The sequence below is a fragment of the Bifidobacterium sp. LH_558 genome (genome assembly GCF_056356295.1).
In genome coordinates this window covers 38514-63745 of sequence record NZ_JBKETZ010000007.1, presented here as the reverse complement: position 1 = coordinate 63745, position 25232 = coordinate 38514, and the positions used below count along the sequence as shown (strand labels likewise).

Genomic DNA, 25232 nt, shown 5'->3' with positions numbered 1-25232 from the left:
GGCAAAGAAAGGCGTTTTACCTATGACTATCGCCCTTGAACCTTCCGTCGTGCGCGTCGCGGAACGTGAGCTGCTTCCGCACCGCGTGAATGATGCGACGCTGCCGACCAATCCGCTGCGTCGCTACTGCGCGGATCCGAATCTCGCGATTTTCGACGGACGGTACTTCCTCTACAGCACCGACGATGGCGTGGACGATTGGGGTGGCACCGTATTCAGCGTGTACGTCTCCGACGACCTCGCCACATGGGAGCGCTATCCGGCGCTCGACTTGCGCGACGTGCCATGGTGGGATGGGGAGAACGGCGCGTGGGCGCCGTCCATCGTGAAATCTTCCCAAGGGGAATATGTGTTCCTGTTCGTCGCCGGCGGTCAGATCGGCGCGGCCGTGGCGAGCACGCCGTACGGTCCGTTCATCCCTCAGCCGCAGCCGCTGGTTCGCAAAGGCACGTTCGACTGCCACACCATCGACCCCGGCGTGTTCGTCGATGACGATGGCAGCCAGTACTTCCTCTGGGGGAACGGCCGGGCGTGGATCGCACCATTCTCCGACGACTGCCTGTCGTTCGACGAGTCGCGGGCTTGGTCATGGATTCCCGGCGACTTCCGCGAGGCCATCTGGATCCACCGCCGCGGCGGCGCATACTACGCCTCGTGGAGCGAGAACGACACGCGAAGCCCGGAATACTGCGTCAAATACGCGATGTCGGATTCCCTGTATGGGCCGTGGAGCGAGCCGCGCACGCTGCTGGAGCAGGATCCCGAACATCACCTGTACGGCCCCGGGCACCACAACATCGTGAACATTCCCGGCACCGACGAATGGATCATCGCCTATCATCGGTTCGCCTACCATCCTGATGGGCGTTGGGAGGGCGGCGACGGCTGCCATCGCGAGGTGGTATTCGCCCCCTTGACCCATAACGCCGACGGTACGCTGGAGCAGGTGCGTCCGGCTGTGGGCTCGTATGTGCGGTCGTTGACCTTCTGAGGTCTTCGCGCACGGACGCGCATGGCAAAGGCGCCCGTGCGACCTACGTGATGCGCGGACCGGCCGATCAGCGGGAGCGTGTGGTGAATCCGGTGGTCGCGGTGCGGCCCATGGTGGACTCGCGCTTCATCAGCTGGTAGCCGACGATGACCCGTCGGGGCATCGTTTGGTTCTCCGCGTCGCTTTCGCGCAATGAGATTTGGTTCTGCATCATGGTCAGCGCGGTCTGCGCCATGCCGGCGAAATCGATGGCGATGGTCGACAGGGTCGGTGTGGTATACGTTCCGGGATTGATGCCGTCGAATCCGATGACCGCCACATCGTCGGGAACGTTGACGCCGCATTCCGCAAAGCCTCGGATCACGCCGAGCGCGGTTTCGTCGTTCATGCAGTAGAGCGCATCGAAGGGGATTCCGCGCTCCACGAGGTCATAGGCCGCTTGTTTGCCAGCCTCGATGCTCCAGTCGGAGGTGATAAGCACGTCTTGCGTGGGTCTGCCATACTCCCTGAGCGCCTGTAGGGCGAAATGATGCCTGTTCTGCCGTAGCGTAGCGCCCAAAGACGGCGCCGTGTCAAGCTCGTGCGGAGTCGCGCCGACGATGGCGATCCGCTCCCTTCCGCAGTCGATGAGATGGCGAATGGCGGTGAATGATCCGGTCTGGCTGGGGGTTTCGATGGAATCGAAACACTGTTCCGAAGGGCCGCTCATATCGTCGAACAGCAGGACGGGGATGTTCCCGGCCACTTTGGCGATGTCCTTGCCGGTGCTGGCGACGCTGCATACGAACAGGCCGTCGCAATTGGCGGCGTTGAGCTGGCGGATCTGTTCCAGCTCCCGTTCCTTTATGTACCGGGATAATTGGACGACGAGACGAAGTCCGTGATTGCTCAGTTCCGAAGCCATTGAGTTGGCGAGGCGGGCGTAGTAGTTGGTTTCGAGGTCGGGCACGATAAGGGAGAAGGTGTCGCTTCGCCCGGAACGCAGGGAACGCGCGGCCAGGTTGATTTGATAGTTGAGTTTTTCCGCCGTCTTGAGGACGCGCTGGGAGGTTTCTGGTTTGACGATATCCAGCCCGCGCAATGCCGCGGATGCCGTGGAGGGGGACACTCCTGCCTTGAGCGCCACGTCTTTGAGCGTTACCATGCGAAACCTTCTTTGGTGGAATGGAGTCGATTGTCTCAGTGTACAGAACCCAATCATATGCGGCTCGCCACAATAATCAAAACGATGCGATTCTTTTCGAAGTCTTTTTGATGAGTTGAGGGCGGAAAAAGGCTGGAAATTCCGCCAATGGTCTTCAGGGAGAGCGCAAAATCAACGATTTGACAGACGGAAATAATCGATGCATAATCAAATCGTTGCGATTTCTCCGTTGAAACCGCAAGCCAATATCACATACGAACAAGGGTGTATTGCGGCATCTGATGTTAACGCAAACATAGTTGTGTGGCGTTGACGCATCGAATGGGCAATATTGGCAGAACCCGAGAAAGGAACTGGAATGACACGCAGGAGTGTTGCACTGAAGGCGACCGCCGCCGTCTCGGCCGTCGCGTTGCTGGGAGGGGTTGCCGCTTGCGGCAGCAGCGATTCCGCCACGGATGAGAACGGCAAGCCGATCGTCACGGTTCTGGTGGTGAAGAACTCCAACCAGACCTCCATGTCGGAGATGACGTGGGCTCAGGAGCTGGAAGCGGACTGCGACTGCTCCATAGAGTGGAAGGAAGTGTCCGACGATCAGTGGAGCCAGCAGAAGAACGCCTCGCTGGCCGCCGGTGAGATCGCCGACCTCAACATCCGCGCCTTCAATCCGGACGACGCGTCCCGTAACCCCACCGCCTTCGAAACCCTGGGCGACGATCTCGACAGCCTGCCCAACGTCAAGGAGTTCTTCGAGGAGCAGCCCACCGCCGAGAAATTCGTGACCGTCGATGGCAAGGTCACCGTGCTTCCCTCCAGCCGTACCAGCGGCTTCCTGGCATCGGGTCAGCACTTCCTCATCAACAAGACCTGGCTCGACAATCTCGGCCTTGAGGCGCCGACGACCTGGGACGAGATGCGCACCGTGATGGAGGCGTTCAAGACGCAGGATCCGAACGGCAACGGCGAAGCCGATGAGATCGCCTTCAACCCGCGCGAGCTGGTCACCTCCAAGATCGGCGACTGGTGGAGCCCGTTCCTGATGATGAACGCCACCGGCATCGCCACGCACTTCAACTCCGGTCCGTCCCAGCAGGGCATCTACGTTGATGACGGCACGGTCGGCAACTGGATGCAGACCGACGAATTCCGCCAGGTCATCGAATTCTATTACGAGATGGTCCAGAACGGTTGGGCGCCCTCCGACTGGGTGACCGTCAAGGACGACAAGTACAACGCGCGCAACCAGTCCGACGGCAAGACCGCGCAGGTCGGCATGGTGTTCGGCTGGGATGAATCCGCGTTCGGATCCTACGGCTCCGAGCTGGCCAGCCAGTACATCTCCATCCCCATCCCGTCCGCCGACGGCGTCTCCGCCTCCGAAACCGTGTGGGACGGCTCTCGTGATGCGAACCGTTACGAGGACTACCACATGTCGATGTCCTCCTCCGCCAAGAACAAGGAGGCCGCTCTGAAGGTGATCGACCTGCTGTACTCCGAGAAGTACTCGATCCAGCAGCTGTACGGCTCCATCACCGACGGCTATGTGGAGCAGACCGGCGAGCATTCCTACAAGGTCACCGACAAGTTCCACGAGGCGCAGGACGAATCCAAGGTCCCCGCGCTGGAAGACCGCCTCGCCGGCTGGGTGTCCGATGAGGTCACCGTCGAGGGCGACCGTGGTATGGACCATGTGGCCACCGCGGACGAGCCCTACGAGGAGCAGTACGCCAACTACGACCACGAGAAGGACCTCATGCCGATCTACGTGCGCGTCAGCGAGGCGGACCAGAACACCATCGCCAACAACAACACCGCGTTGTTCAACTACGCGATCCCCGTGGTCTCCAAGTGGCTCGCCCAGGGAGGTGCCGAGGACGACGCCCAGTGGAACGAGTTCCAGGAGAACCTGAAGAAGTACAACATCGACCAGAACACCGAACTCTGGCAGAAGGCCTACGACAGCTACGTCGACTGAGTTCGTTCGCCCGCGCGTGGCCGCCTCCCAGACATGGTGGGCGGCGGCCACCCGGGTGGTCGTCAAGTAGGGAACAACACAAGGAGATAACGTGGTGTCACGGGGAAAGCAAGCTGTGGTGGATGAACACGGCGTAGTCGACAACAATGCGGTCCGCCGCTCATGGCCTCTGCCGAAGCGCTTGGGCTGGCATATGAGCCGCTACTGGCAGTATTGGCTGATGGCATTGCCGGCCATGGCCTTCATCGCGGTGTTCGCCTACATCCCGATGTACGGCGTGCAGCTCGCATTCCGAGAGTTCGTGCCGGCGAAGGGACTCACCGGCGGCGACTGGGCGGGATTCAAGTACTTCGTCCAGTTCTTCACCTCGCCGATGTTCGCGTCTACCATGATCAACACGTTCAAGATCAGCTTCGGAACCCTGGTCCTGGGCTTTCTGGCTCCGATCGTGCTGGCTCTGCTCATCAACCAGATCGCCGGCCAGCGCATCAAGGGCTTCGTGCAGACGATCACCTACATGCCGCACTTCATCTCGACGGTGGTGATCGTGGCCATGCTCAATATCTTCCTGACCTCTGAAACGGGTCTGCTGGGACGTTTCTTCGGCGCGCAGAGCGTGCTGGACAATGCCGACGCCATCGCTCCTGTGTACTGGATCTCCGAGGTCTGGCAGCATTGCGGCTGGAACGCCATCATCTACCTCGCCGCCCTGTCGTCCGTGGACCTGAGCCTGTATGAGGCCGCGAAAATGGACGGCGCCGGACGTCTGCAGCTTATTCGCCACATCGATCTGCCGACCATCATGCCGACCTGCGTGATTCTGCTCATCATGAACATGGGCTCGGTGCTCAACGTCGGTTTCGAAAAGGTGTGGCTGATGCAGAACGCCATGAACATGCCCGGTTCCGAGGTCATCTCGACCTACACCTACAAAATCGGCATTCAGTCGTTCCAGTTCAGCTACGGCACCGCCATCGGCCTGTTCAACACGGTGATCAACTTCGCGTTCCTCATCGCGGCGAACTGGATCTCGAAGCGTGTGTCCGACACCAGCATCTTCTAGTTGTGGGAATCGTTGTCAGGAGGAATGAAAAATGAGTGATGTCGCTGGTGCCGCCACGTCGGTGGCCCCGAAATTGGATGCCTCGCAGATTCCGTGGAATCGTCACACCCGCCAGCATAAAAGCGTGGGCGACTGGATCGTGGATGTCGTGCTCTATCTGCTGATGGCGGCGATTGTGGCCGTGGTGATCTATCCGCTGTGGTTCATCATCGTGGCCTCGTTCTCCGACCAGACGCAGGTCTCCGCGGGCAATGTGACGATCTGGCCCAAGGGATTCACCCTCGCCGGATACATCCGCGTGTTCCAGGACTCGCGCATCTGGACCGGCTACGCGAATACGATTCTGTACTCCGTGGTCGGCACCGCGCTGAACCTGGTCGTGACCCTGCCCGCCGCGTTCGCGCTCTCGCGCATCGAGTTCAAGCCGAGGCGCGTGATCCTGTTCCTGTTCACGTTCACCATGTACTTCGCGGGCGGCCTGGTGCCGAACTACCTGCTCTACAAGTCGCTCGGCCTGCTCGACAACTGGATGGTGTTCATTCTGCCGGGAGCGGTGAGCGTGTGGAACCTGATTATCGCGCGCTCGTTCTTCGAGACCTCGATTCCCGAAGACCTGCATGACGCCGCGCAGATCGACGGTCTGAGCCTCTTCGGCTACTTCATGAAGGTTGTGGTCCCGCTGTCGAGCGCCATCATCGCGGTGATCGGCCTGTACTACTTCGTCGGACACTGGAACGACTACTTCACCGGCTTGATCTACATCCGCGAAAGCGGTCTGCAGCCGCTGCAGAACGTGTTGCGCGACATCCTTCTCGCCAACCAGACCAGCCAGCTCGGCTCCGGCTCCGGCGGCCAGAACGTGATGCAACAGCAGCAGCTCGCCGACCAGATCAAGTACGGCGTGATCATCGTGTCGACCCTGCCGCTGCTGGTGCTGTACCCGTTCCTGCAGAAGTACTTCGACAAGGGCGTTATGATCGGCGCCGTCAAGGGCTGATCAACGCCTTGCAAGGAGGCCCGCGTGCGGAAGGTTTGCCGCATGCGGGCCTTCGTTTCCATCCGACCATCCATCACCCCAAGGAGAACGATGAGCGACGAACGCTACCCATTGCGCATGCATGACTTCAGCCTGCACGACCCATTCGTCCTGGCTGATCAGAGCACCGGTCTGTACTACCTGTACAACGCCAACTATTTTCAATACCCCCAAGCGGAACATGGCTTCGGCAAATCCGTGGTGATGTACGTCAGCCCCGATCTGGTGCATTTCAGCGAGCCGCGCAATGTGTTCGACCTGACCGGCCTGCCCGAAGGCGCATGGTATGACGACAGTGATTCGCCTTGGGCTCCGGAGGTGCATGAATGGCAGGGCCGGTACTGGATGCTGGTCACGGTGCATGCCCGACGCGGCGATCCGGCGCGTCCGAGCGAAGGTCCCGACTGGTATCGCTCCGAGGCGAGCCTGACGTCACGGCGCGCCGTGGTGGCCGCCGTGTCGGATCGCCCGGATGGTCCGTTCGTCGTGACCGACCCCACCCGGCCGATCACCCCGATCGACGACATGACTTTGGATGGCACGCTGGTGGTGGACCGGGACGGTGCCCCTTGGATGGTTTACGCCCACGAGTGGGTGCAGCTGTTCGATGGGACGATGGAGGCGATTCGTCTCGACCCGCAGGACCTGTCTCGCGCGGTGGGGGAGCCGACGCTGCTGTGGCGCGCCACCGAAGGCGTATGGCATGACGTTGATGGCGACGTGCTGCCGTGGAGCGAAGTCGAACGAGGTGCGAGCGGCTTCGTGACGGACGGACCGTATGTGGTGCGTACGCCGAATGGCTCGTTGGTGAGTCTGTGGACCTCGTACAGCCGCGGTGAATACGTGCTGGCGCAAGCCATTTCGCGCTCGGGCGAGGTGGCGGGACCATGGGAGCAGCTGCCGGTTCTCGACCATCGGGACGCCGGACACGCCATGTTGGTGCGCTCGTTCGAGGGGCCGCTGCTGTTGGTTATGCACACCAATATGACCCGCAAGGACGCCTCCGGCGCCGACCTGACGTCGCACGGCATCGTATATGAGGCGGAGGTCACCGATAACGGTATCGTCATGGGGCGGCATCGGGCCGATCTGGACGGCATCGTCGATCCCGACCACGACGTGTGAGAGGGTGCGGCCATCGCCGCTGAAGGTGCAATCCAGTTGAAGGTTGTACACTTACGACGCATGCAACGATGAACCTGACGGGAGGACCGGCTATGGCAGACGAAGACGACGAGCGCATCAAGGGCGGCATCGTGTTCACGCAGGAGCAGCAGGACGCCATAGCCGCCCTCGCCGCGGAGAACAAGTACACGAAGCAGTCGAAATGGAAGACGTTCCGGGAGCTGCCTCCCAAGGATCGCTGGCCGTTCTTCGTGCAGAACTTTCTGATCGAGACGGGGCTGGTGCTGCTGGCCGTGGTGTTCGTCGTGGCGATCGTCGTCACCATGGCGACGCGCGACCCCGCGGCGGAGCTCACCGTCGTGCGCCTCAATACCACGGATGAATACGCTCAGCCGATGGAGGAGCTGAAAACCGGCTTCGTCGAGCGGGAAGGCATCGAGGATGAGCGGCTCGCGCAATTCGACGTCTCCTACGTCATCGACGAGGACGGCGGCGCGTATACCGACGACACCACAAGGATGTTCACGCAGGTCAGCGCGGGCGACGTCAATGCGATCGTCACCACCAAAGAGACGCTGGCGCTGGTGGAGTCGCGCGGATATGCCTCATCTCTGGCGGAGAAGCTTGGGGATGCGCAGCTTGAGGCGGTGGCCGACGCCATGGTCGACGTCGACGGCGAGCCTGTGACGGACGTATCGCAGGCGTTCGCGCTCGACCTGAGCAAGTCCGCCGTCTGGACCTCGCTGGAAGGAGCGCCCGACGACGCCTATCTGGTCATCTCCAATGTGGAGGACGAGACGAATCAGACCCGCATGCGTGAGCTTATCGATTATCTGTTTGCGTGAGGTCGCACGGAGCGGCTGTGCGATGACGTTCATGCGACTTTTTCTCACATGAACCGCACAGGACGTGTGCGTTACGCAAGGGCCAAAAGGGCGGACTTCCTTGGAAGTCCGCCCTTTTGTGTGCGTTTGCGAGTTGGAAAAGGGTCGCAAGCGTGGAGGCGTGGGGCCCCTCCGTGCGCTGGGGCTACAGGGAGAACGCCGCTTCGACGGCCTCGTATTCGGCCGCGGTGATCGGCAGGATTGCCCCGTGCCGCTTCTTGAGCGCGCCGAAGTTGATATCGTCGGCCACGGCCCAATCCTGCGGGTCGTGCGACGACAAGTCGGCCGAGCGGAACGGCAGATACCCCTTGGCCTCGGCGAACTGGTCGCACATCAGTCCATAGGCCATCCTGCGTCCGTTGACCTCTCGCACATCGGTGTCATGGTAGCGGAAGAGCTCCGGACCCTCCAGATAATGCCACGAGTATCGTCCGTTGCCGAAGATGTCGGTGAGCGTGCCGACGAAGGACCACTCTTGCGGATTATCGGTCCGCTGCGCCTCGTAGGTGACGGCGTACGGGTTGCGTGAACGCTCGATGGTGATTTCGGAATCCTTGGACGCGCGGTACCACCAGCCGTCCTCGTCGCGCATCATCGTGGTGTCGATGATGACGTTCTTGCGGTCGATCCATTTGACCGGGTCGGAGAAGGTGTGGAAATCCTCGGTGGTCGCGTAGTACATGTTGGTGCGGTCGCCCAGCTCGTTGTTGAGCGGATTGCCCGGCTCATCCTCATTGGTTTTGGTGGCCCAGAACACGATCCACTGCTCGCGCTCGGGATCCCAGCAGGCCTCGGGCGCCCATGCCATGCCCGCGCCCGGAATCTTGGAGGCCACGTCGACCAGACGCGGTTCGCTCCAGTGGACCAGGTCGGGGGAGTCCCAGACCACTAGTCCGGTGGAGCCGTTGGTGGTGGCGCCGTCGTTCGGCCCCCAGCCGCCGCGGTAGTAGATGCTCAGATCGGTGGCGACGATATGGAATCCTCCGCGCGGGTCGCGCACGATATGCGGGTCGCGCGTGCCCTTCTCGCCGCCGAGCCAGGTCAGCGCCGGCTGGCCCTCGGGGCGCAGGTCCTTCCAGTGCGTGCCGTCATGGCTGAGCGCGAAATACAGCTGTTCGTCGGTGGGGGTGCGCTCGTCTCCGATGAAGTGCACGAACAGATATCCGGTGGTGGGCTCGCCCATTGGTTCCTCCTTTGGTGATGGTGTGGTGGTGTGATGGCGTATTGCGATGCCGGCGCTGTGCGTTCAGGACGCCGTGCGATCCTTCGGCGCGGTTGACTCGCGCTCGACGAGTTGGTATCCGATGGTGAGTTGCGCGGGCGGCTCATCCGTCTCGCCGTTGGCGCGGCGTTCGATGCGTCGGGTGAGTAGGTCGAGCGCGAAGCGGGAAAGCTGGTCGAGGTCGACCTGGATGGTGCTCAGACTGGGGGTGGCATATGCGCCGGCGCTCGCACCGTCGAATCCGATCACCTTCACGTCGCGCGGCACGTCGATGCCGAGATTGCGCAGGCCGCGGATCACCCCGAAGGCGGCGTAATCATTGGCGCAGAACACGCCGTCGAAAGGAATCGGAGCCGCGGTTTCCGCCGCCGTGCCGCGGGCCGCGAGGATATGCCGCGCGATGCGCTCGCCGGCGGCGATGCCGTCGTCGGGACCATAGGCATGGAAGGTCACGGTGTTGTCGTACGGCAGGCCGGCGTCGAGCAGCGTTCCGCTGGCGCCACGCAGACGTAGGATCCCCGATCCCTGCGCCTGTGCGAGTTCGCCACGTTCCATAAACGATTCGCCGACAAGCGCGATGCGGGTGCAGCCGCGGTCGATCAGATGCCGCACCGCGGCGCGCGCCCCCTCCTCATTGGGGAAGTTCACCTGGTCGGTGGTCGGTTGGTTTTCGCATGAGTCGATCAGCACGAAAGGTCGGCCGTGGGTCATGCTGTCGATCGGGGTGTCCGGGTTCAATCCGGAGGCGTGCAGAATCTCCCCGTCGAAGAGCTGGTCGGAGAAGGGGGATGATTGCAGCGCCTGCTTGGCCGCGTCCGGCGAGTAGCGCGTCTGTTCGAGGAATGGGGTGAGCCCGCGTGCCGTGGTGTGCGCGCTGAGCGACTGCACGAGTTTGGAATAGAACGGCGAATCGTATTCGTTCACGACGATGTGGATGATGTTGCTGCGCCCGGATTTGAGCATGCTCGCGGTGAGATTGATGCGGTAGTCCAGCTGTTTGGCCGCCGCGATCACTTTGAGCCGCGTGGACTCCTTGACGCCGGGTTTGTCGTGCAGCGCGTTCGAGGCGGTCATCGGCGATACTCCGGCCGCGCGCGCCACGTCGCGCAGCGTCGGGGTGGTGTTTGTGCCCATGGCGTCTCCTTGAGGGTTCGCGGAACGGGATGCTGCGGCCGGCTGATGCCGGTCCGTTGCCCTCCGCTGATGCGTGCCGCCTGCTGCGGTCGTTATATATAACGATATTGTTTTTGTACACAGAATGCAAATCAGTGTTGCAAACGTTGGAATAATGCCGAAAAAACACCAACTCTCCGAAGGTTGCATGCCGCTTGCGGAGTGCTGATAATGATTTAAGATATGTACCGGTACATATTTATGTATGCTTCGCAAAAGGAAAGGGAAGCCATGAGCGAGATCACCAAAGCGCACCGCCCGCCGATGGGCTGGAACAGCTGGGATTCATACGGCACCACGCTCAATGAGGAGGAACTGCTCGCGAACGCGCGTTTCATGGCCGAGCATCTGCTCGCCGCCGGTTGGGACACGCTGGTCGTGGACATCGACTGGTATGATCCGACCGCCCGCGCGCACGGCTACAACGAGAACGCGCCGCTGGTGCTCGACGAATACGGCCGCCAGCTGCCTGATCCGGAGCGCTTCCCCAGCGCGGCGAACGGCGCGGGCTTCAAGCCAATCGCCGACGCCGTGCATGCGCTGGGGCTGAAGTTCGGCGTGCATATGATGCGCGGCATCCCGCGTCTCGCCGTCGAGCGCGACCTGCCCGTCAAAGACACCGACTACACCGCACGCGACGTGGCCGACTTCGACCACGTGTGCAAGTGGAACCCCGACAACTACGGCCTCAACCAATCCCACCCCGGCGCGCAGGCTTGGTATGACGCGCAAATCGACCAATTCGCCGAATGGGGGCTCGACTTCCTCAAAGTCGACGACATGCAGACCCCGTTCCATTCCGAGGAGATCGCCGCCTACCATCGCGCCATCGCCAAAGCCGAAGCCGCGCACGGCCGTGCCATCAGCCTTTCGCTTTCGCCCGGCGGCTGGGTGAGCACCGGCTACGTCGACTTCCTGCGCGAGAACGCCCAGATGTGGCGCATCTCCGACGACCTGTGGGACCGTTGGGAAGACATTCTCCAGCAGTTCGCGCGCCTCGCCCGTTGGGCCCCGTTCCAGACCACCGGCCACTGGGCCGATGCCGACATGCTGCCGCTGGGCCATATCGGACTGCGCGCCGAACGCGGCGACGACCGCGACTGCCGACTGACCCCGGACGAGCGCCGCACCCTGCTCGCCCTGTGGTGCATGGGACGCTCGCCGCTGATGGTGGGCGGCGACCTGCCCACCAGCACGCCCGAAACCATCGCCCTGCTCGCCAACCCCGCCCTGCGCGAGGTGACCGCCGGCTCGACCAACAACCACGAGACCGTGCGCGAACGCATCTTCGCCCGTTGGGATGACGAGAACAGCTACCGCGGCGAACTCATCGTCTGGGCCGCCGACGCCGCCGATTGGGCCGACGGCACGGCATCCGCCCATCCGAACGGCCATTACGCGGCCCTGTTCTGGACCGGCGACGATGACTACGAACTCGGCGGCAACATCGAACTGCAATCCATCGTCGGCATCGACGGGCGCAACGATCCGTGGACCCTCACCGACCTGTTCGCAGACGTGGCCGACGGCGCGGCCCCGGCCGACGTGCGCATCGAAGGCGAAGGGGCGGACCGCGTGATCCGCGGCACCATCCCCTCCCACGGCGCGCTATGGATCGCGCTCGACCGCCGCTAAGCCATCCATCGGAATCAGGACGTGACTACGCCAGTGCTCGGCACAGCATAAGCGGGTGCCGTATCGCCCGGCATGACGACTGCCTTGCTTTCGTCATTCTGAGCGAAGCGCAGCGGAGTCGAAGAATCCCACAACCCAAAGAAGGAACATCATGACCAACGAACAACTCACAGCCACCCTTGACAAGGCCGGCGTGCGTAAGATCAGCACCGACCTGTGGGGCATCTTCTACGAGGACATCAGCTATTCCGCCGACGGCGGTCTGGCCAGCGAGCTCGTGCAGAACGGCGCCTTCGAATACAACCGCGCCGACAGCCGCGACTGGAGCAACTACACCGCATGGCGCAAAATCGTGCCGGAAAACTCCTTCGCCGCGTTCGGCGTGAGCACCGACGATCCGGTGGCGAGCGAGAACCCGCACTACGCCGTGGTCGAAGTGCGTAACGCCCCGGCCTCGCTGGAGAACGTCGGCTTCGACGGCATGGTCTTCCGCGCTGGCGAAACCTACCGCTGCTCCCTGTGGACGCGCGTCAGCGGCGAAACCGGCGCGATGCCCATCGAAATCGCCCTGATCGGCGACCGTGGCGAAACGCTGGCCCGCGCGCAGGTCACGGCCGAGACGCCGCAGTGGAATCAGCTCGCCGCCGACCTCATCATCGCCGAACCGGCCGAGTCAGCCGACCAGACCGATTCGTCGATCGTCGCGCGTCAGGGCACGCTGCGCCTCACCTTCACCCAGCCCGGCGCGGTCGACCTCGACTTCGTCTCGCTGGAACCCGCCTCCACCACCCAAGGTCTGACCGCCCACATGCGTCCCGACCTGGTGCAGGCGCTCGCCGAACTCAAGCCGCGGTTCCTGCGCTTCCCCGGCGGCTGCATCACCCACGGCCTGGGCATGGAGAACATGTACCACTGGGACCGCACCATCGGCGCGGTGGAACATCGCCCGCACAACTTCAACACGTGGGGTTATCACCAGTCCTTCCGCATCGGCTACTACGAATACCTGTGCCTGTGCGAGGCGATCGGCGCGAAGCCCCTGCCGGTGCTGCCCGCGGGCGTGGGCTGCCAGAACACCAGCCAGGGCCCCGTGCCCATCGCCGAACGCGACATGCCCGCCTACATCGACGAAGTGCTCGCGCTGATCGAATTCTGCAACGGCGACACCACCACCCCGTGGGGCGCACGCCGCGCCGAACTCGGCCATCCGGAACCCTTCGGGCTGGAATATCTGGGCATCGGCAACGAGGATCTCATCGACCCCGTGTTCAAAGACCGCTTCCAGCGCATCTTCGACGCGGTGAAGGCCGCGCACCCCGAAATCGTGGTGGTCGGCACCGTCGGACCTTCCCCTTCCGGACAGGACTACGAACTCGGTTGGGCCTACGCTCGCGAAGCCGGCCTCCCGGTCGTCGACGAACACTCCTACCAGTCGCCGAGCTGGTGGTTCCACAACCTGCACCACTACGACGACGCCGACCGTAACGGCCCCAAGGTGTACCTGGGCGAATACGGCTCCTGGGGCACGCAGCTCATCAACGGCCTGTCGGAAGCCGCGTTCATGAGCCATATGGAACTCAACGGCGACGTGGTGTCGATGGCATCCTACGCGCCGCTGTTCGCAAAAAACGGCCACGAAAGCTGGAACCCCGACCTCATCTACTTCGACAACGAGCGCGTCTACCACACCATCAGCTACTGGGTGCAGCAGATGTTCGCCACCACCACCTGCGACACCGCCTATCCGGTGGCGCTCGACGGACCCACCACACTGACCCGCGAACTGCCGGAGAACATCGGCCTGCGCATCCTCGGCGGCGCGCACGTCGACATCAGCGGCCTCAGCGTCGAAACCGAAAACGGCGAAACCATCGCCCTGCCCGACATCCACTACCAGGGCAACGGCCCCGTCGACACCGCGCTTGCGGCGAGCGGCGAACGGTACACGCTGCGCGCGCAGGTCACCTACTGGGAGGGCATGTGGGGCGTGCAGTTCGCGTTGGGCGACGTGAACGGCCCCAACCACAACATCGTCTCGCTCGGCCGCGGACACAACGTGCAGGTGGTGCGCGACGGCAGCGGCTATGCGCTCGCCGGCACGGAGGTGTCGATGGACGCCGTGCGCCCCGGCACCACTTGGGATGTGCGCGTCGAAGTCTCCGACCGCGGCTCGAGCATGCGTCTGTTCATCGACGGCGAGCTGATCGCGGACGGGCGCGAGGAGCCGGCGGAGCCGCGCCGCACCGTCACCGTCGCGCAAGACACGGCCGCAGGCGTGACGTATGTGCGCGTGGTCAACGCGATGCCCGAGGCGGCTCAGGTGGATCTGGCGCAGGTGTGCGACGAGCTGGGGCTTGCGCCCGAGCAGCGTGCGCAGGCGAAGGCCGTCGTGCTCGCCGGCGATGACGAATACGCCGGCCGCGTGGGGCAGGAGTCGCCGTACGCGCCGCAGACCGCGCAGGTCGACCTGACGGCAGGCACGTACGAGGCGCCCGCATGGTCGTTCACGGTCCTCGCGCTGTGAACGCGGACTTTACGCAGGTGAGCGCCGCGCCAGGCAAGCGGCGCATCACCTTGCGCAACGCCATCGGATTCGGCATCGGCGACTGCTTCGGCGGTGGCCAGCTCACGTTGATCACCACGTATCTGGCGCTGTTCTGGAACCGGTTCGGCGGCATGTCGATCACCACGGCCCAGGGCATCATCGGAATGAGCGCCATCATCAGCGCGTTCGCGGCACTGGTATTCGGCGTGCTCGCCGACAACCTCTACCGCTTCCCGGTCGGACTGCGTTTCGGACGCCGCCGTTTTCTGCTCGCCCTGCTTTCGCCGCTGGTGCTGATCGGCGTGCTTCTGTGGATTCCAGGGCTGCCGGTCGGCGTGTATGCGGTGGTGTATGTGCTGTGGGTGATGCTGCCGCAGGTGTTCCAGGCCAGCTACAATCCACTGCCCGGCGAGATGGCGCAGGATTTCGACGAGCGCACGAAACTCTCGACCGCGCGCCTGTTCATCGCCACCGGCACCGGCACGCTGATCCCGCTGGTCGGCAGCGCGACATTGTCGATATTCGGCGAATGGACGCCGGTCGGCTATATGGTGTTCGCCATCGGATTCACCGTCTGGTTCTCGATTGCCTTGTTCCTCTGCTGGCGCGTCACTTGGGAGATGACGCCGGAGGAGGCTGGTTTCGGCGCCTGGGCGCGGGGCGAGATCGAACAGCGGCGCGTGGGACTGCTCGGTTGGTTGCGGCGCCTAGGCAAGATGATGGGGGAGTACGCCTCGACGCTGCGCATCGCCGAATTCCGCAGGCATCTGTCCATTTATCTGCTGGTGCAGTTGGCGATGGATGTGTTCGGTCAGACCTTCGTGTTCTTCGTGATCTACGATTGGAACCGCACCGCCGCCTTCGCCTCGCTGCTGTTGGGCTGCGGCGTGATTTCGCTGCCGTTGATGCCGCTGTTCGGATGGCTGCTCTCCGCCATCGGCCCCCGCCGCCTATACACGGTGAACTTCATCGGCTGCCTTGCGGGGGTGGGCTGGCTGTTCGCGTCCTGGCAGCTGGTGGATACGTTGCCTTCCGCGGTATGGATGGTGTTCACCGTTGCCGGTGTGGTGGTGTTCTTCGCGTTCAAATCGCTGTGCGGATACCTGCCGTGGTCGGTGTTCCCGTTCGTCGCGGATATCGACCAACTGGTTACCGGGCGTTACCGTTCCGCCACTTTCTCCGGCATCCAGTCCTGCCTGCGCCAGCTGGGTTCCGGCGTGGTGGTGATCGCCGTGGGCGCGATTCTCGGCTGGGTGGGATTCGACTCCACGCTGGATACGCAGTCCGAGTTGGCTCGCAACGGCTTGGGCGCGGTGCTGCTCGGCTGGTTCGCCATCGCCATGGTGATCGCCTGGGTGATTTCGTCCCGGCTGGTGATCGACCGCGATACGAATCTGCTGGTATTGCGCGAGATCGACCGCCTGCGTGCAGGCGGCAGCAAGGCCCAAGTCGACGATGTGACCCGCAAGACGGTCGAACGGCTGACCGGCATTCCATACGAGGAGTGCTGGCGCGGCTGATATTACGCGAGATGCCGGGGACTTCCGGAATAAGCCTCGCTGAGTTTTCGTCAGTGACGCAAATTCCGGAAGTCCCCGGCATCTCATGTAAAAACGTTCACTGATGATTCATCAGTGAACGTTTCTACGGAAGTGGGGAATCGGCCGTGTCGTGTTAGCGGTGGCCGGTGCCGTGTGTGCGATTTGTTTCACGGATAAGCCCACTGGGCTTATCCGTCCACTGGGCTTATCGTCCGGTGATTTCGGAGCCCAACACCTTTTCGCTCAAGGCGCGCGGGCCGCGCGTGACGGCCACGGAGCCGGAACGTACCAGCTCGATCACGCCGTAATGCTCCAACAGCCCCAGCAGCGCGTCAATTTTGCCCTCCGCGCCGGTCGCCTCGATGGTGAGCGACTCGGGATGCACATCGACCACGTTCACGCGGAACAGGCGCACGATCTCCAGCACGTCCGAACGGTTCGACTCGTCGGCCGCGACCTTGATCAGCACGAGCTCGCGATCCACGGTGGTGGAGGCGTCCAGCTCGACGATCTTCAGCACATGCAGCAGCTTGTTGAGCTGCTTGATGATCTGCTCCAGCGGCACGGTGTCCACATCGGCGGTCACCGTGATGCGGGAGATGTCCGGACGCTCGGTGGGGGAGACGGACAGCGAGTTGATGTTGAACGCACGGCGCGCGAACAGGCCCGCCACACGGGCGAGCACGCCGGGGCGGTTCTCCACCAGCACCGACAGGGTGTGGCGCTGGGAACCTGGCTGGGATGCGGGATAGTTAGCCATATCGTTTCTCCTTACACGCTGGGGTTCACACCGAGGCGGCGCCGGACACATGGGCCGCGTCATCCGCGCCCTGGGCGGCGGCACGACGCAGCGGCTTGGTTCCGGGACGGTAGGTGACTTCGTCGTTGGGCGCGCCGGCGGCGACCATCGGCCATACCATCGCGTCCTTCCACACGCGGAAGTCGATCAGCACCGGGCGGTCGTTGATCTCGTTGGCGCGCTTGATCGCGTCGATCGCCTGCTCTTCGGTGAAGGCGCGGAAGCCCACGCAACCGTATGCCTCGGCGAGCTTGACGAAATCGGGCACGTCGACGAAATCCTCAGGAGCGGTGTCTTGCGTGGCCTCGCCGTCGCGCAGCATCGTGGCCGAATAGTGCTTGTTGTAGAACAGGGTCTGCCACTGGCGCACCATGCCGTACACGGAATTGTTGAGGATCGCGATCTTCACGGGCGCGCCGTCGAGGAACGCGGTCGCCAGCTCTTCGGAGCTCATCTGGAACGAGCCGTCGCCGTCGATCAGCCACACGGGCTTGCGGCCCTCGAAATCGCGCTGCGAACCGAGCGAGGCGCCGATGGCGGCGGGCAGGCCGTAGCCCATCGTGCCCAGACCACCGGAGGAGATCCACGAACGCGGCTGTTCGAAGTCCACCAGCTGCGAGGCCCACATCTGATGCTGGCCCACGCCGGCCACCCAAATCGTCTCGGGATCGGCCATGCTGGAGAGCTGCTTGACCACCCACTGCGGCGAAAGCGAGCCGTCGGTCGGCTGGTCTTCGGGCTGGTCGTAGTCGATGGGGTAGTCCTCGCGCAGCTTGTTCAGGGCGGCCCACCAGTGGGTCAGATCCGGCTTGCCGTGGATCGCCTGCGCGCGCGTAATCTCGGGGATGAGATCGTCGAGCACGGTGGCCACGTCGCCCACGATCGGCACGTCGGCCACGCGGTTCTTGCCGATTTCGGCCGGGTCGATATCGATGTGGATGACGCGGGCCGTGGGCGCGAACGATGCCAGATCGCCGGTGACGCGGTCGTCGAAGCGCGCGCCGATCGCCACCAGCAGGTCGGAACGCTGGGCCGCGCCGGTCGCCGCCACCGCGCCGTGCATGCCCAGCATGCCCAGGTTGGCGGAGTCGGAATCCGGCAGGATGCCGCGCGCCTGCAGTGTGGTGACCACGGGCGCGCCGGTGACGCGGGCGAGTTCCGCGATCTGCTTCTGGGCACCGGAGCGCACCGCGCCGCCGCCCACATACAGCACCGGGCGGTACGACTGCGAGAACATCTTCGCCGCGTCGGAGAGCACACGGCCGTGCGCCTTTGTCGTGGGATTGTAGCCGGGCAGGATCATGCGCTGCGGCCACGAGAAGTACATGTCGCCGGTCTGCGCTGTTTTGGTCAGATCGACCACCACGGGGCCGGGACGGCCGGTGGCGGCGATATGGAAGGCCTCGGTGAGCACGCGGGGGATGTCCTGCGCGCGCGTGACGAGGTACGAATGCTTGACCACCGGGTAGGTGATGCCGACGATATCGGCTTCCTGGAAGGCGTCGGTGCCGATCGCGCCCACACCCACCTGACCGGTGATGACGACCATCGGCACGGAATCCATATTCGCGTCGGCAATGGCGGTGACCACATTCGTGGCACCCGGTCCGGAGGTGACGAGGCACACGCCCACACGTCCGGTGGAGATCGCGTAGCCTTCGGCCGCGTGACCGGCCGCCTGCTCGTGACGCACCAGCACGAAACGGAACTTCGTGCTGTCCTTGATCTCGTCATACACAGGCAGGATGGCGCCGCCGGGCAGGCCGAACACATCCTTGACGCCCAGCTCCTCCAGGGACCGTACCAGCGCCTGCGCGCCGGTCATCTTCTCACCGTTGACGATGGTCTGCTTATCGTTGCCCGCGGGTGTTTTGGGCACGCTGCTGAATGCCTGAAGCGGCGTAGGTAATGCCATGGTTCCTCTCACACTTCGATGAACTTCTCGCCTTGGGTTGGGCTTTTCGGTGCAAAGCCCTCCGGCGGCGTCGGCGGTTCGGCGCGGCGCTTGTGGCGCGTGACGCGAATCCAATACGGTTGTCTCTCCAGTCTATGGTACCGGCGGATATCGCGCGGCGCGGCGTTCCGCCCGAATGGTGAAGTCCGGCAGGGGCGCGGCTCCCTAGCCCAGCGCCTTCCATCCGGCTTCGGCGGCGGCCAGCTGCGCCTTGCGTTTGCTGGAGCCGCGGCCCTCGCCGATGATGGTCTCGTCCTCGCCCAGACTCACGCGGGCGGTGAACACCAGCGCGTATTCGGGGCCTGCGACCTCCATATGGTAGACCGGCTCGCCCTTGCCGAGCTGATGCGCCTTGACGGTCAGCGAGGTCTTCCAGTCCAGGGCCGGGCCCTGGCTGGCCACCTCGTCCAGCGTCTCGTCGATCAGACGATGCACCACGGCGCGCGCCTCGTCGATGCCGTGCTCCAGGAAAGTCGCGCCGATCAGCGATTCGACAATGTCGCACAGAATCGAATTCTTCTCGGCGCCGCCCTGGTCGGATTCGCCGTGGCCCAGCAGAATATACGGCCCCACATGCAGTTTCTTCTTGGCGATGGCGCTGAGCGAATCCTCGGAGACTGCCCTCGCGCGCATCTTCGCCAGCTCGCCCTCGGATTTGTCGGGGTGGCGGGCGAACAGCGTTTCGGTGGCGACAAGCTCGAGCACCGCGTCGCCGAGGAATTCCAGACGCTCGTAGTGGGACACGCCGGGATGCTCGTGTGCGAAGGAGCGGTGGGTGAGCGCCTGCACCAGCAGATCGGGGCTGATGGTGGTGCCCAGCGCCTCCAGCAGTTCCGCGCCGGCCGGCCGGTCCGACTGCGAGACGCGCGAAACGCGGGTGTGTGGCGCGTCGGATGCGGTCGCGTCGGTGGCGGCTGCGTCGTGTGCGGATGCGTGCGTATTCCGGTTCTTCATGTGCTTCTCATCTCTTCGCCGGGAATGTGGATGTCGTGGATTTCGCACTTCAACGGATGGTGTGCGAAATCCACGACGTTGCGTGGCCGGTAAACGTCGCGAATTTCGCACAAGGGTCGTCGAAGTGCGAAATCCACGATGCCGCCGGTGGGAGGGATTTATGCAGAAGGCCCCGCCACCCGTCGATGGCAGGGCCTTCTATGCCGTTATGCAGCCGAAATCACTTGGTGTGGGCCGGCTGGATGGCTTCGCGATAGACGCGGCCGCGGAAGGAGCCGCAGCTCGGGCAGGCCATGTGCGGCAGAGCCGGAGCGCCGCAGTTCGGGCAGCTCACGGTAGCGGTTGCGGTGGCCTTCCAGTTCGCGCGACGCGAGTGCGTATTGGCGCGCGAGGTCTTGTACTTAGGCAGTGCCATTTCAGTATCCTCTGTTTCGTTCGAACGATTGAGCTTAAGCGTTCAGTATGTTAGCGCAATGCTCGTACAATGTCCATTTCGACATGCGCGGAGCTTGTCTGGACGTGCGCATGCCGCCCCGCTGAGCTCGGTCCATTCGACATGCGCGGAGGGTCGTCACTCTCCGGCTTCGGCCTCCAGCTGGGCTTTGAGCGCGGCCAGTCCGGCGAGGCGGATGTCGGTCACGTCGTGGCCGTGGTCGGGATGCTCGTTGAGATTCTCACCGCACTGCGAGCACAGTCCCCGGCAGTTCTCGCGGCACAGGGGCTGCAGCGGCAGCGCCTCGACCAGACAGTCGCGCAGCATCGCCTCGATGTCGGCGAACGCGCCGTTCATCAGCAGCGGATAGGTGTCCTCCGACTCATCCTCGCCCGCGATGATATCCACTTCCACCTCGCGCTTGGATTTCTTGCCCGACCTCGCGTCGCGCTTGGATTCCGCCTGCGCATAGGGGAAGAAGGCGGTCACGTTCACCGGCCAGTCGTGTTCGATGGGGGTGAGGCAGCGCGTGCACTCCGTGCTGACGGGCGCGCTGATCCGCCCGGAGAAAATCAGGCCGTCCACAATAGAATCGAACGATCCGCTCACATGGATCGGCGCGCCGGACGTGACCCCGACGATATTGTCCCCGATGCCCTCGGGCGCGGGGAAGTCCTCATCCACCGGCTTCGACTGGCCGGCGCGCGTGGCGACCTGCGCCACGGAAATCGCCCACGGGGAATCCTCAACTCGTGCCATACTGCTGCTTTCCTTTGGTGATGATGTCGTGCGTTGTGCGAGTCTACGCCTGCGGATAGTCGTCCTCGTCCAGCGAAGGCAGACGGCCCTCGGCGGCGCGCTGGCGTTCGTTCAGCACGTTGATGCCGGCCTGCACGTCCTGGCTGAGCTTGTTCAGCTGCTGCTGCAATCCCTCCATCATCGTGGAGCAGTACTGGTCCGCCCCATGGGTCAGATGGTCGGATTTGGCCTGCGCCTGATCGAGCATCGCGCGTGCCTTCTGCCGTGCGATTTCGGTGATATTCTCCTGCCCGGCGAGGAACTGCGCCTGCTCGTTGGCCTCCTTGACCATGTCGGAGGCGCGGCTTTGCGCCGAGGCGATGATGGCGTTGGCCTGGGTCTGCGCCGATTCAAGACGGCGCTCCGCCTCGCGCATCAGCGCGGAGGCGCGCTCGAGCTGCACGGGCAGCATCTTTTTGAGCTCGGTCAGCCGCTCGGTGAACATATCGCGGTCCACCTTCACCTGTCCCGGCGTGAACAGGCCGCCCTTGGCCTCGTCCAAAGCCTTGTCCAAATCGTCGATGATGTCGTAGACGGTGGTGAATTCGGCGTGGCTTTGGTCCTCGACCTCGTCGGCGGAGAGATCCTCACGCATATCCGGCATCGCGCCCACGGAGAACAAGGCGTGGGGCGTCGGCGCATCGGCACCCGCGTCATCCTGCGCCAGCGGCGGGAACAGGTCGGTGTCGTTCGCTTTCGTCAGATCCACATATCCGGTCGGACGGTCGCCTGCGGGATTGGCCGCATCGTTGGTCATGGTCACTCCTTTGTCTGACGTTCCTGGGCGAGGGCTTGGGCGAGCATGGGGATCACGCAATCCGGCACCATGCCGGTCACGTCGCCGCCGTGGCGGGCCACATCCTTGACGACGGAGCTGGAGATATGCTCGAGCACCGGATCTGCCGGAAGGAACAGGGTCTCCACATTGGCGAGCTTGCGGTTCACCAGCGCCATGCCCAATTCGGCTTCGTAGTCGCCGTTCTGGCGCAGTCCCTTGACGATAACCGTGGCGCCGACCTTACTGCAGTAGTCGATGATCAGTCCGTCGGTGGAGGAGACGGTGACGTTCGTGCAGCCGGCGTCCGCCAGCGCGCGGCGAATCACATCGACGCGGGTCTCCGCCGGGAAGATCGGGGTTTTGGCGGCGTTCACCGCCACCACCACGTGCACTTCGTCGAAGAAGCGCGCACTGCGTTCAATCACATCCAAATGGCCGGACGTCAGGGGATCGTACGAGCCGGGGCACACTGCGATAGTCATGAGTTCAAGAGTACCGCGTCGTGTCTATGATGGTGGACGACAGGCCGCAGCGGTCGGCGGAATCGCCGATGCCGTGCGGTCGCCCAAGTTGATGTGGAGGAATGCCATGACGAGCATGTTCGATCTTGAAGACCCGGTGTCGCCGCTGTCCAATCCGGATCAGGGCACGGGCACGGCGGTGCTGGAGCGCCCCGAAACGCAGGAGGAGACGAAGCGCGACGATGGCGGCGAGGCCGATCGCTTCGCGCATTACGTGTCCAAGGAGCGCATCAACGAATCGCGTCTGACCGGCCGCCCCGTGGTCGCCCTGTGCGGCAAGGTGTGGGTGCCCAAGCGCGACCCCTCCCAGTACCCGGTGTGCCCCGACTGCAAGCGCATCTACGACGAAATGATGCGCTAAGCCTATAGAACCGTGGTTTCTGTCGGAATCACAGGTTCGCCGCGCATCAGCGACTGGGCGGTGATCGGCAGTTCGGCCAACGCCTTCGCGTGATAGTCGTGCGCGTTCATGATCGCGTCGTGTCCGCGCCACTGCGGGTCGATTTCGCCGTGGTCCACGAAGTCGACGAGCAGGTTCTTCCACTCGGGGTCGGGCGTATACGCGGCGAGCTTCTCCTCGCTTCCGGAGACGACGTGCTCACAATCGGCCAGATTGTACTCATACGAGCGGTAGGCGAGCTTGCGTCCCGGCACGGTGGCCTTGTCTTTGGACTTCTTCATCACCGGCTGCATCACGCCGTCCGCGCCTTCGCGCTCGGTGAGCTTGTACACCATGGCGCAGGTCGGCGCGCCCGATCCGGTCACCAGCATCGTGCCCACGCCGTAGGAGTCGACCGGCGCGGTCTGCAACGCGGCCAGTGCGTATTCGTCCAGATCGTTGGTGACGGTGATCTTCGTATTCGTCGCGCCCAAGGCGTCGAGCTGGTTGCGCACGCGCTGCGCCAGCGCCGCCAGATCGCCCGAGTCGATGCGCACGCCGCCGAGTTCGGGGCCCGCCACCTCAACCGCGGTTTTCACGGCCTCCTCGATGTTGTAGGTGTCGACCAGCAGCGTGGTGTTCTTGCCCAGCGCCGCGATCTGCGATTCGAACGCGGCCCGTTCACTGTCGTGCACCAGCGTGAAGCAGTGCGCGGCCGTGCCGATGGCCTTCAATCCGTACATTTTGGCGGCGAGCAGATTCGCGGTGCCTTGGAATCCCCCCACCACGGCGGCTCGCGAGGCGGCCACGGCCGACCATTCGTTGGTGCGGCGGCCGCCCATATCCATGCAAGGGCGGTTCTTCGCCGCGCTGGTCATACGCGAGGCGGCGGAGGCCACGGCGGAATCATAGTTCAATACCGACAGCACCAGCGTCTCCAGCAGCGTGCACTCGCCGAAGGTGCCCTCGAACTGCAGGATCGGCGAGTTCGGGAAGAACATCTCGCCTTCGCGGTAGCCCTTGATCGAGCCGGTGAACCGGAAATTCTCCAGCCAGGCGATGGTCTCCTTGCTGACGATGCCGCGGTCGGAGAGGAATCTCAGATCCTCGTCGTCGAGATGGAAGTTCTCCAACGCGTCGAGGATACGGCCTGTGCCGGCGACCACGCCGTAGCGGCGGCCCTCGGGCAGGCGGCGGGTGAACACCTCGAACACGCATTTGCGGTTCGCCGTGCCGTCCTTCAGGGTCGCGTCCAGCATCGTGTACTCGTACATATCGGTCATCAGCGCCGCAGAATAATCCATCATGGCCTGTTCTTTCCGTAGATTCCATACTTCGGTTCGCCTCTTCAGTCTAGTCGCGTCCCGTCGCGCCGGCGCGATTTGCCCGCGTTTGAATCGTCTGCCGCGCCAGTCGCGAGTCGGGAGGCCGGATGAAATCACCAACCCGGGTGCTACTCTCGGCTGGAGGAAAGGTTGAATCATGGTTGAAATCAAAGACATGTTGGGCAAGCAGCAGATCATCCGTTCGGACGGACGCCAGGTCGACGAGCTGCGCGAGGTGCGCATCACCCGCCACTTCACCGACGCTCCGGAGGGGTCGGTGCTGATCGAATGCGGCAGCACGCGCGTGATGTGCACGGCCACGTTCACCACCGGCGTGCCGCGTTGGCGTAAGGATTCCGGGCAGGGCTGGGTCACCGCCGAATACGCGATGCTGCCGCGCGCCACCGCCGAGCGCACCGACCGCGAGTCCATCCGCGGCAAGGTCGGCGGTCGCACGCATGAGATCAGCCGTCTGATCGGACGCTGCCTGCGCGGCGTGGTCGATATGAAGGCGCTGGGCGAGAACCAGGTGCAGCTCGACTGCGATGTGCTGCAGGCCGACGGCGGCACGCGCACGGCCTCCGTGACCGGCGCGTACGTGGCGATGGTGGACGCGCTGCGTTGGGCTGAGAAGCATCATTACATCCGGTCCGCCGACCGTGTGGTGCGCGACTGCATCTCCGCCGTGTCCGTGGGCGTGATCAACGGCACACCGATGCTGGATCTGCCGTATCTCGAAGACAGCCAGGCCATGACCGATATGAACGTGGCCATGACCGGTTCGGGCGAATTCATCGAACTGCAGGGCACCGCCGAACACCGTCCGTTCACGCGCAAGGAGCTGGACGCACTGCTCGACCTGGCCGCCAAAGGCAACAAGGAACTGCAAGCCGCCCAGCGCGCCGCCCTGTCGCTGGACTGAGTCTGGACGGGTTGAGCCGAGTCAATTCCACTTAT

22 protein-coding genes are annotated in these 25232 nt (G+C 63.6%); 11 read left to right on the top strand and 11 right to left on the bottom strand.

What is annotated here, in order from left to right:
* Positions 1–22: 22 nt before the first annotated feature.
* On the top strand, positions 23–991 hold the full coding sequence (locus AC1AV0_RS09575; RefSeq protein ID WP_476573433.1) for a family 43 glycosylhydrolase: 969 nt from the start codon (positions 23–25) through the stop codon (positions 989–991).
* 67 nt (positions 992–1058) lie between these two features.
* Here AC1AV0_RS09575 and AC1AV0_RS09570 read toward each other — a convergent pair whose 3' ends face one another.
* Positions 1059–2135 (bottom strand): LacI family DNA-binding transcriptional regulator, encoded by a 1077-nt coding sequence (locus tag AC1AV0_RS09570; protein WP_476573431.1) that lies wholly within the window; start codon positions 2133–2135, stop codon positions 1059–1061.
* Positions 2136–2493: 358 nt separating this feature from the next.
* Between AC1AV0_RS09570 and AC1AV0_RS09565 the strand changes: the two genes are divergently transcribed.
* From AC1AV0_RS09565 to AC1AV0_RS09545, 5 genes are all read left to right on the top strand, one after another.
* On the top strand, positions 2494–4110 hold the full coding sequence (locus AC1AV0_RS09565) for a substrate-binding domain-containing protein (protein ID WP_476573429.1): 1617 nt from the start codon (positions 2494–2496) through the stop codon (positions 4108–4110).
* A gap of 193 nt (positions 4111–4303) precedes the next feature.
* Positions 4304–5173: an ABC transporter permease gene (locus AC1AV0_RS09560; RefSeq protein WP_476573538.1), complete on the top strand. Its 870-nt coding sequence runs from the start codon at positions 4304–4306 to the stop codon at positions 5171–5173.
* A gap of 31 nt (positions 5174–5204) precedes the next feature.
* Positions 5205–6170, top strand: coding sequence for a carbohydrate ABC transporter permease (locus tag AC1AV0_RS09555; protein ID WP_476573427.1), 966 nt, complete (start codon positions 5205–5207; stop codon positions 6168–6170).
* Positions 6171–6260: 90 nt separating this feature from the next.
* Positions 6261–7334: a glycoside hydrolase family 43 protein gene (locus AC1AV0_RS09550; RefSeq protein WP_476573425.1), complete on the top strand. Its 1074-nt coding sequence runs from the start codon at positions 6261–6263 to the stop codon at positions 7332–7334.
* A 92-nt stretch (positions 7335–7426) separates the two neighbouring features.
* On the top strand, positions 7427–8179 hold the full coding sequence (locus tag AC1AV0_RS09545) for a hypothetical protein (RefSeq protein WP_476573423.1): 753 nt from the start codon (positions 7427–7429) through the stop codon (positions 8177–8179).
* Between the two features lie 184 nt (positions 8180–8363).
* On the opposite strand, the gene AC1AV0_RS09540 is transcribed toward AC1AV0_RS09545, so the two are convergent.
* Positions 8364–9401, bottom strand: coding sequence for an alpha-arabinofuranosidase (locus AC1AV0_RS09540; RefSeq protein WP_476573421.1), 1038 nt, complete (start codon positions 9399–9401; stop codon positions 8364–8366).
* 63 nt (positions 9402–9464) lie between these two features.
* Positions 9465–10574 carry a LacI family DNA-binding transcriptional regulator gene (locus AC1AV0_RS09535; RefSeq protein ID WP_476573419.1) on the bottom strand — a complete coding sequence of 370 codons (1110 nt, stop codon included), beginning with the start codon at positions 10572–10574 and terminating at the stop codon, positions 9465–9467.
* Positions 10575–10877: 303 nt separating this feature from the next.
* Between AC1AV0_RS09535 and AC1AV0_RS09530 the strand changes: the two genes are divergently transcribed.
* The 3 genes from AC1AV0_RS09530 (at position 10878) to AC1AV0_RS09520 (ending at position 16313) form a co-directional block, all read left to right on the top strand.
* Positions 10878–12248: a glycoside hydrolase family 27 protein gene (locus tag AC1AV0_RS09530; RefSeq protein ID WP_476573536.1), complete on the top strand. Its 1371-nt coding sequence runs from the start codon at positions 10878–10880 to the stop codon at positions 12246–12248.
* A gap of 151 nt (positions 12249–12399) precedes the next feature.
* Complete coding sequence (locus AC1AV0_RS09525; RefSeq protein ID WP_476573416.1) at positions 12400–14772, top strand: alpha-L-arabinofuranosidase C-terminal domain-containing protein; 2373 nt, start codon at positions 12400–12402, stop codon at positions 14770–14772.
* Positions 14745–16313, top strand: coding sequence for an MFS transporter (locus AC1AV0_RS09520; protein WP_476573414.1), 1569 nt, complete (start codon positions 14745–14747; stop codon positions 16311–16313). Before AC1AV0_RS09525 ends, AC1AV0_RS09520 begins: the two co-directional genes overlap by 28 nt.
* Positions 16314–16539: 226 nt before the next feature.
* On the opposite strand, the gene ilvN is transcribed toward AC1AV0_RS09520, so the two are convergent.
* The 7 genes from ilvN to coaD form a co-directional block, all read right to left on the bottom strand.
* The gene (ilvN, locus tag AC1AV0_RS09515) at positions 16540–17094 is read right to left on the bottom strand and encodes an acetolactate synthase small subunit (protein WP_476573412.1); all 555 of its coding nucleotides are present in this window, start codon (positions 17092–17094) and stop codon (positions 16540–16542) included.
* A gap of 25 nt (positions 17095–17119) precedes the next feature.
* The gene (locus tag AC1AV0_RS09510; protein ID WP_476573410.1) at positions 17120–19048 is read right to left on the bottom strand and encodes an acetolactate synthase large subunit; all 1929 of its coding nucleotides are present in this window, start codon (positions 19046–19048) and stop codon (positions 17120–17122) included.
* A 204-nt stretch (positions 19049–19252) separates the two neighbouring features.
* Entirely contained in the window at positions 19253–20041 is a 789-nt protein-coding gene (gene rnc / locus AC1AV0_RS09505) for a ribonuclease III (RefSeq protein ID WP_476573408.1), read from the bottom strand.
* A gap of 220 nt (positions 20042–20261) precedes the next feature.
* Positions 20262–20456, bottom strand: a complete 195-nt coding sequence (gene rpmF / locus AC1AV0_RS09500; protein WP_094637237.1) for a 50S ribosomal protein L32 — start codon at positions 20454–20456, stop codon at positions 20262–20264.
* Between the two features lie 156 nt (positions 20457–20612).
* On the bottom strand, positions 20613–21233 hold the full coding sequence (locus AC1AV0_RS09495; protein ID WP_476573406.1) for a YceD family protein: 621 nt from the start codon (positions 21231–21233) through the stop codon (positions 20613–20615).
* 43 nt (positions 21234–21276) lie between these two features.
* A complete protein-coding gene (locus tag AC1AV0_RS09490) occupies positions 21277–22029 on the bottom strand; it encodes a cell division protein (protein WP_476573404.1) in 753 nt (250 codons plus the stop codon).
* A 2-nt stretch (positions 22030–22031) separates the two neighbouring features.
* Positions 22032–22532: a pantetheine-phosphate adenylyltransferase gene (gene coaD, locus AC1AV0_RS09485; protein WP_476573402.1), complete on the bottom strand. Its 501-nt coding sequence runs from the start codon at positions 22530–22532 to the stop codon at positions 22032–22034.
* Between the two features lie 106 nt (positions 22533–22638).
* Here coaD and AC1AV0_RS09480 point away from each other — a divergent pair, with 106 nt between their 5' ends.
* Positions 22639–22932, top strand: a complete 294-nt coding sequence (locus AC1AV0_RS09480; RefSeq protein ID WP_476573400.1) for a DUF3039 domain-containing protein — start codon at positions 22639–22641, stop codon at positions 22930–22932.
* 2 nt (positions 22933–22934) lie between these two features.
* Here the strand turns inward: AC1AV0_RS09480 and AC1AV0_RS09475 are convergent, their stop codons facing one another.
* On the bottom strand, positions 22935–24257 hold the full coding sequence (locus AC1AV0_RS09475) for a nicotinate phosphoribosyltransferase (protein WP_476573398.1): 1323 nt from the start codon (positions 24255–24257) through the stop codon (positions 22935–22937).
* 175 nt (positions 24258–24432) lie between these two features.
* On the opposite strand from AC1AV0_RS09475, the gene rph reads away from it, so the two are divergent.
* Positions 24433–25197 carry a ribonuclease PH gene (gene rph / locus AC1AV0_RS09470; RefSeq protein WP_476573395.1) on the top strand — a complete coding sequence of 255 codons (765 nt, stop codon included), beginning with the start codon at positions 24433–24435 and terminating at the stop codon, positions 25195–25197.
* Positions 25198–25232: the final 35 nt, after the last annotated feature.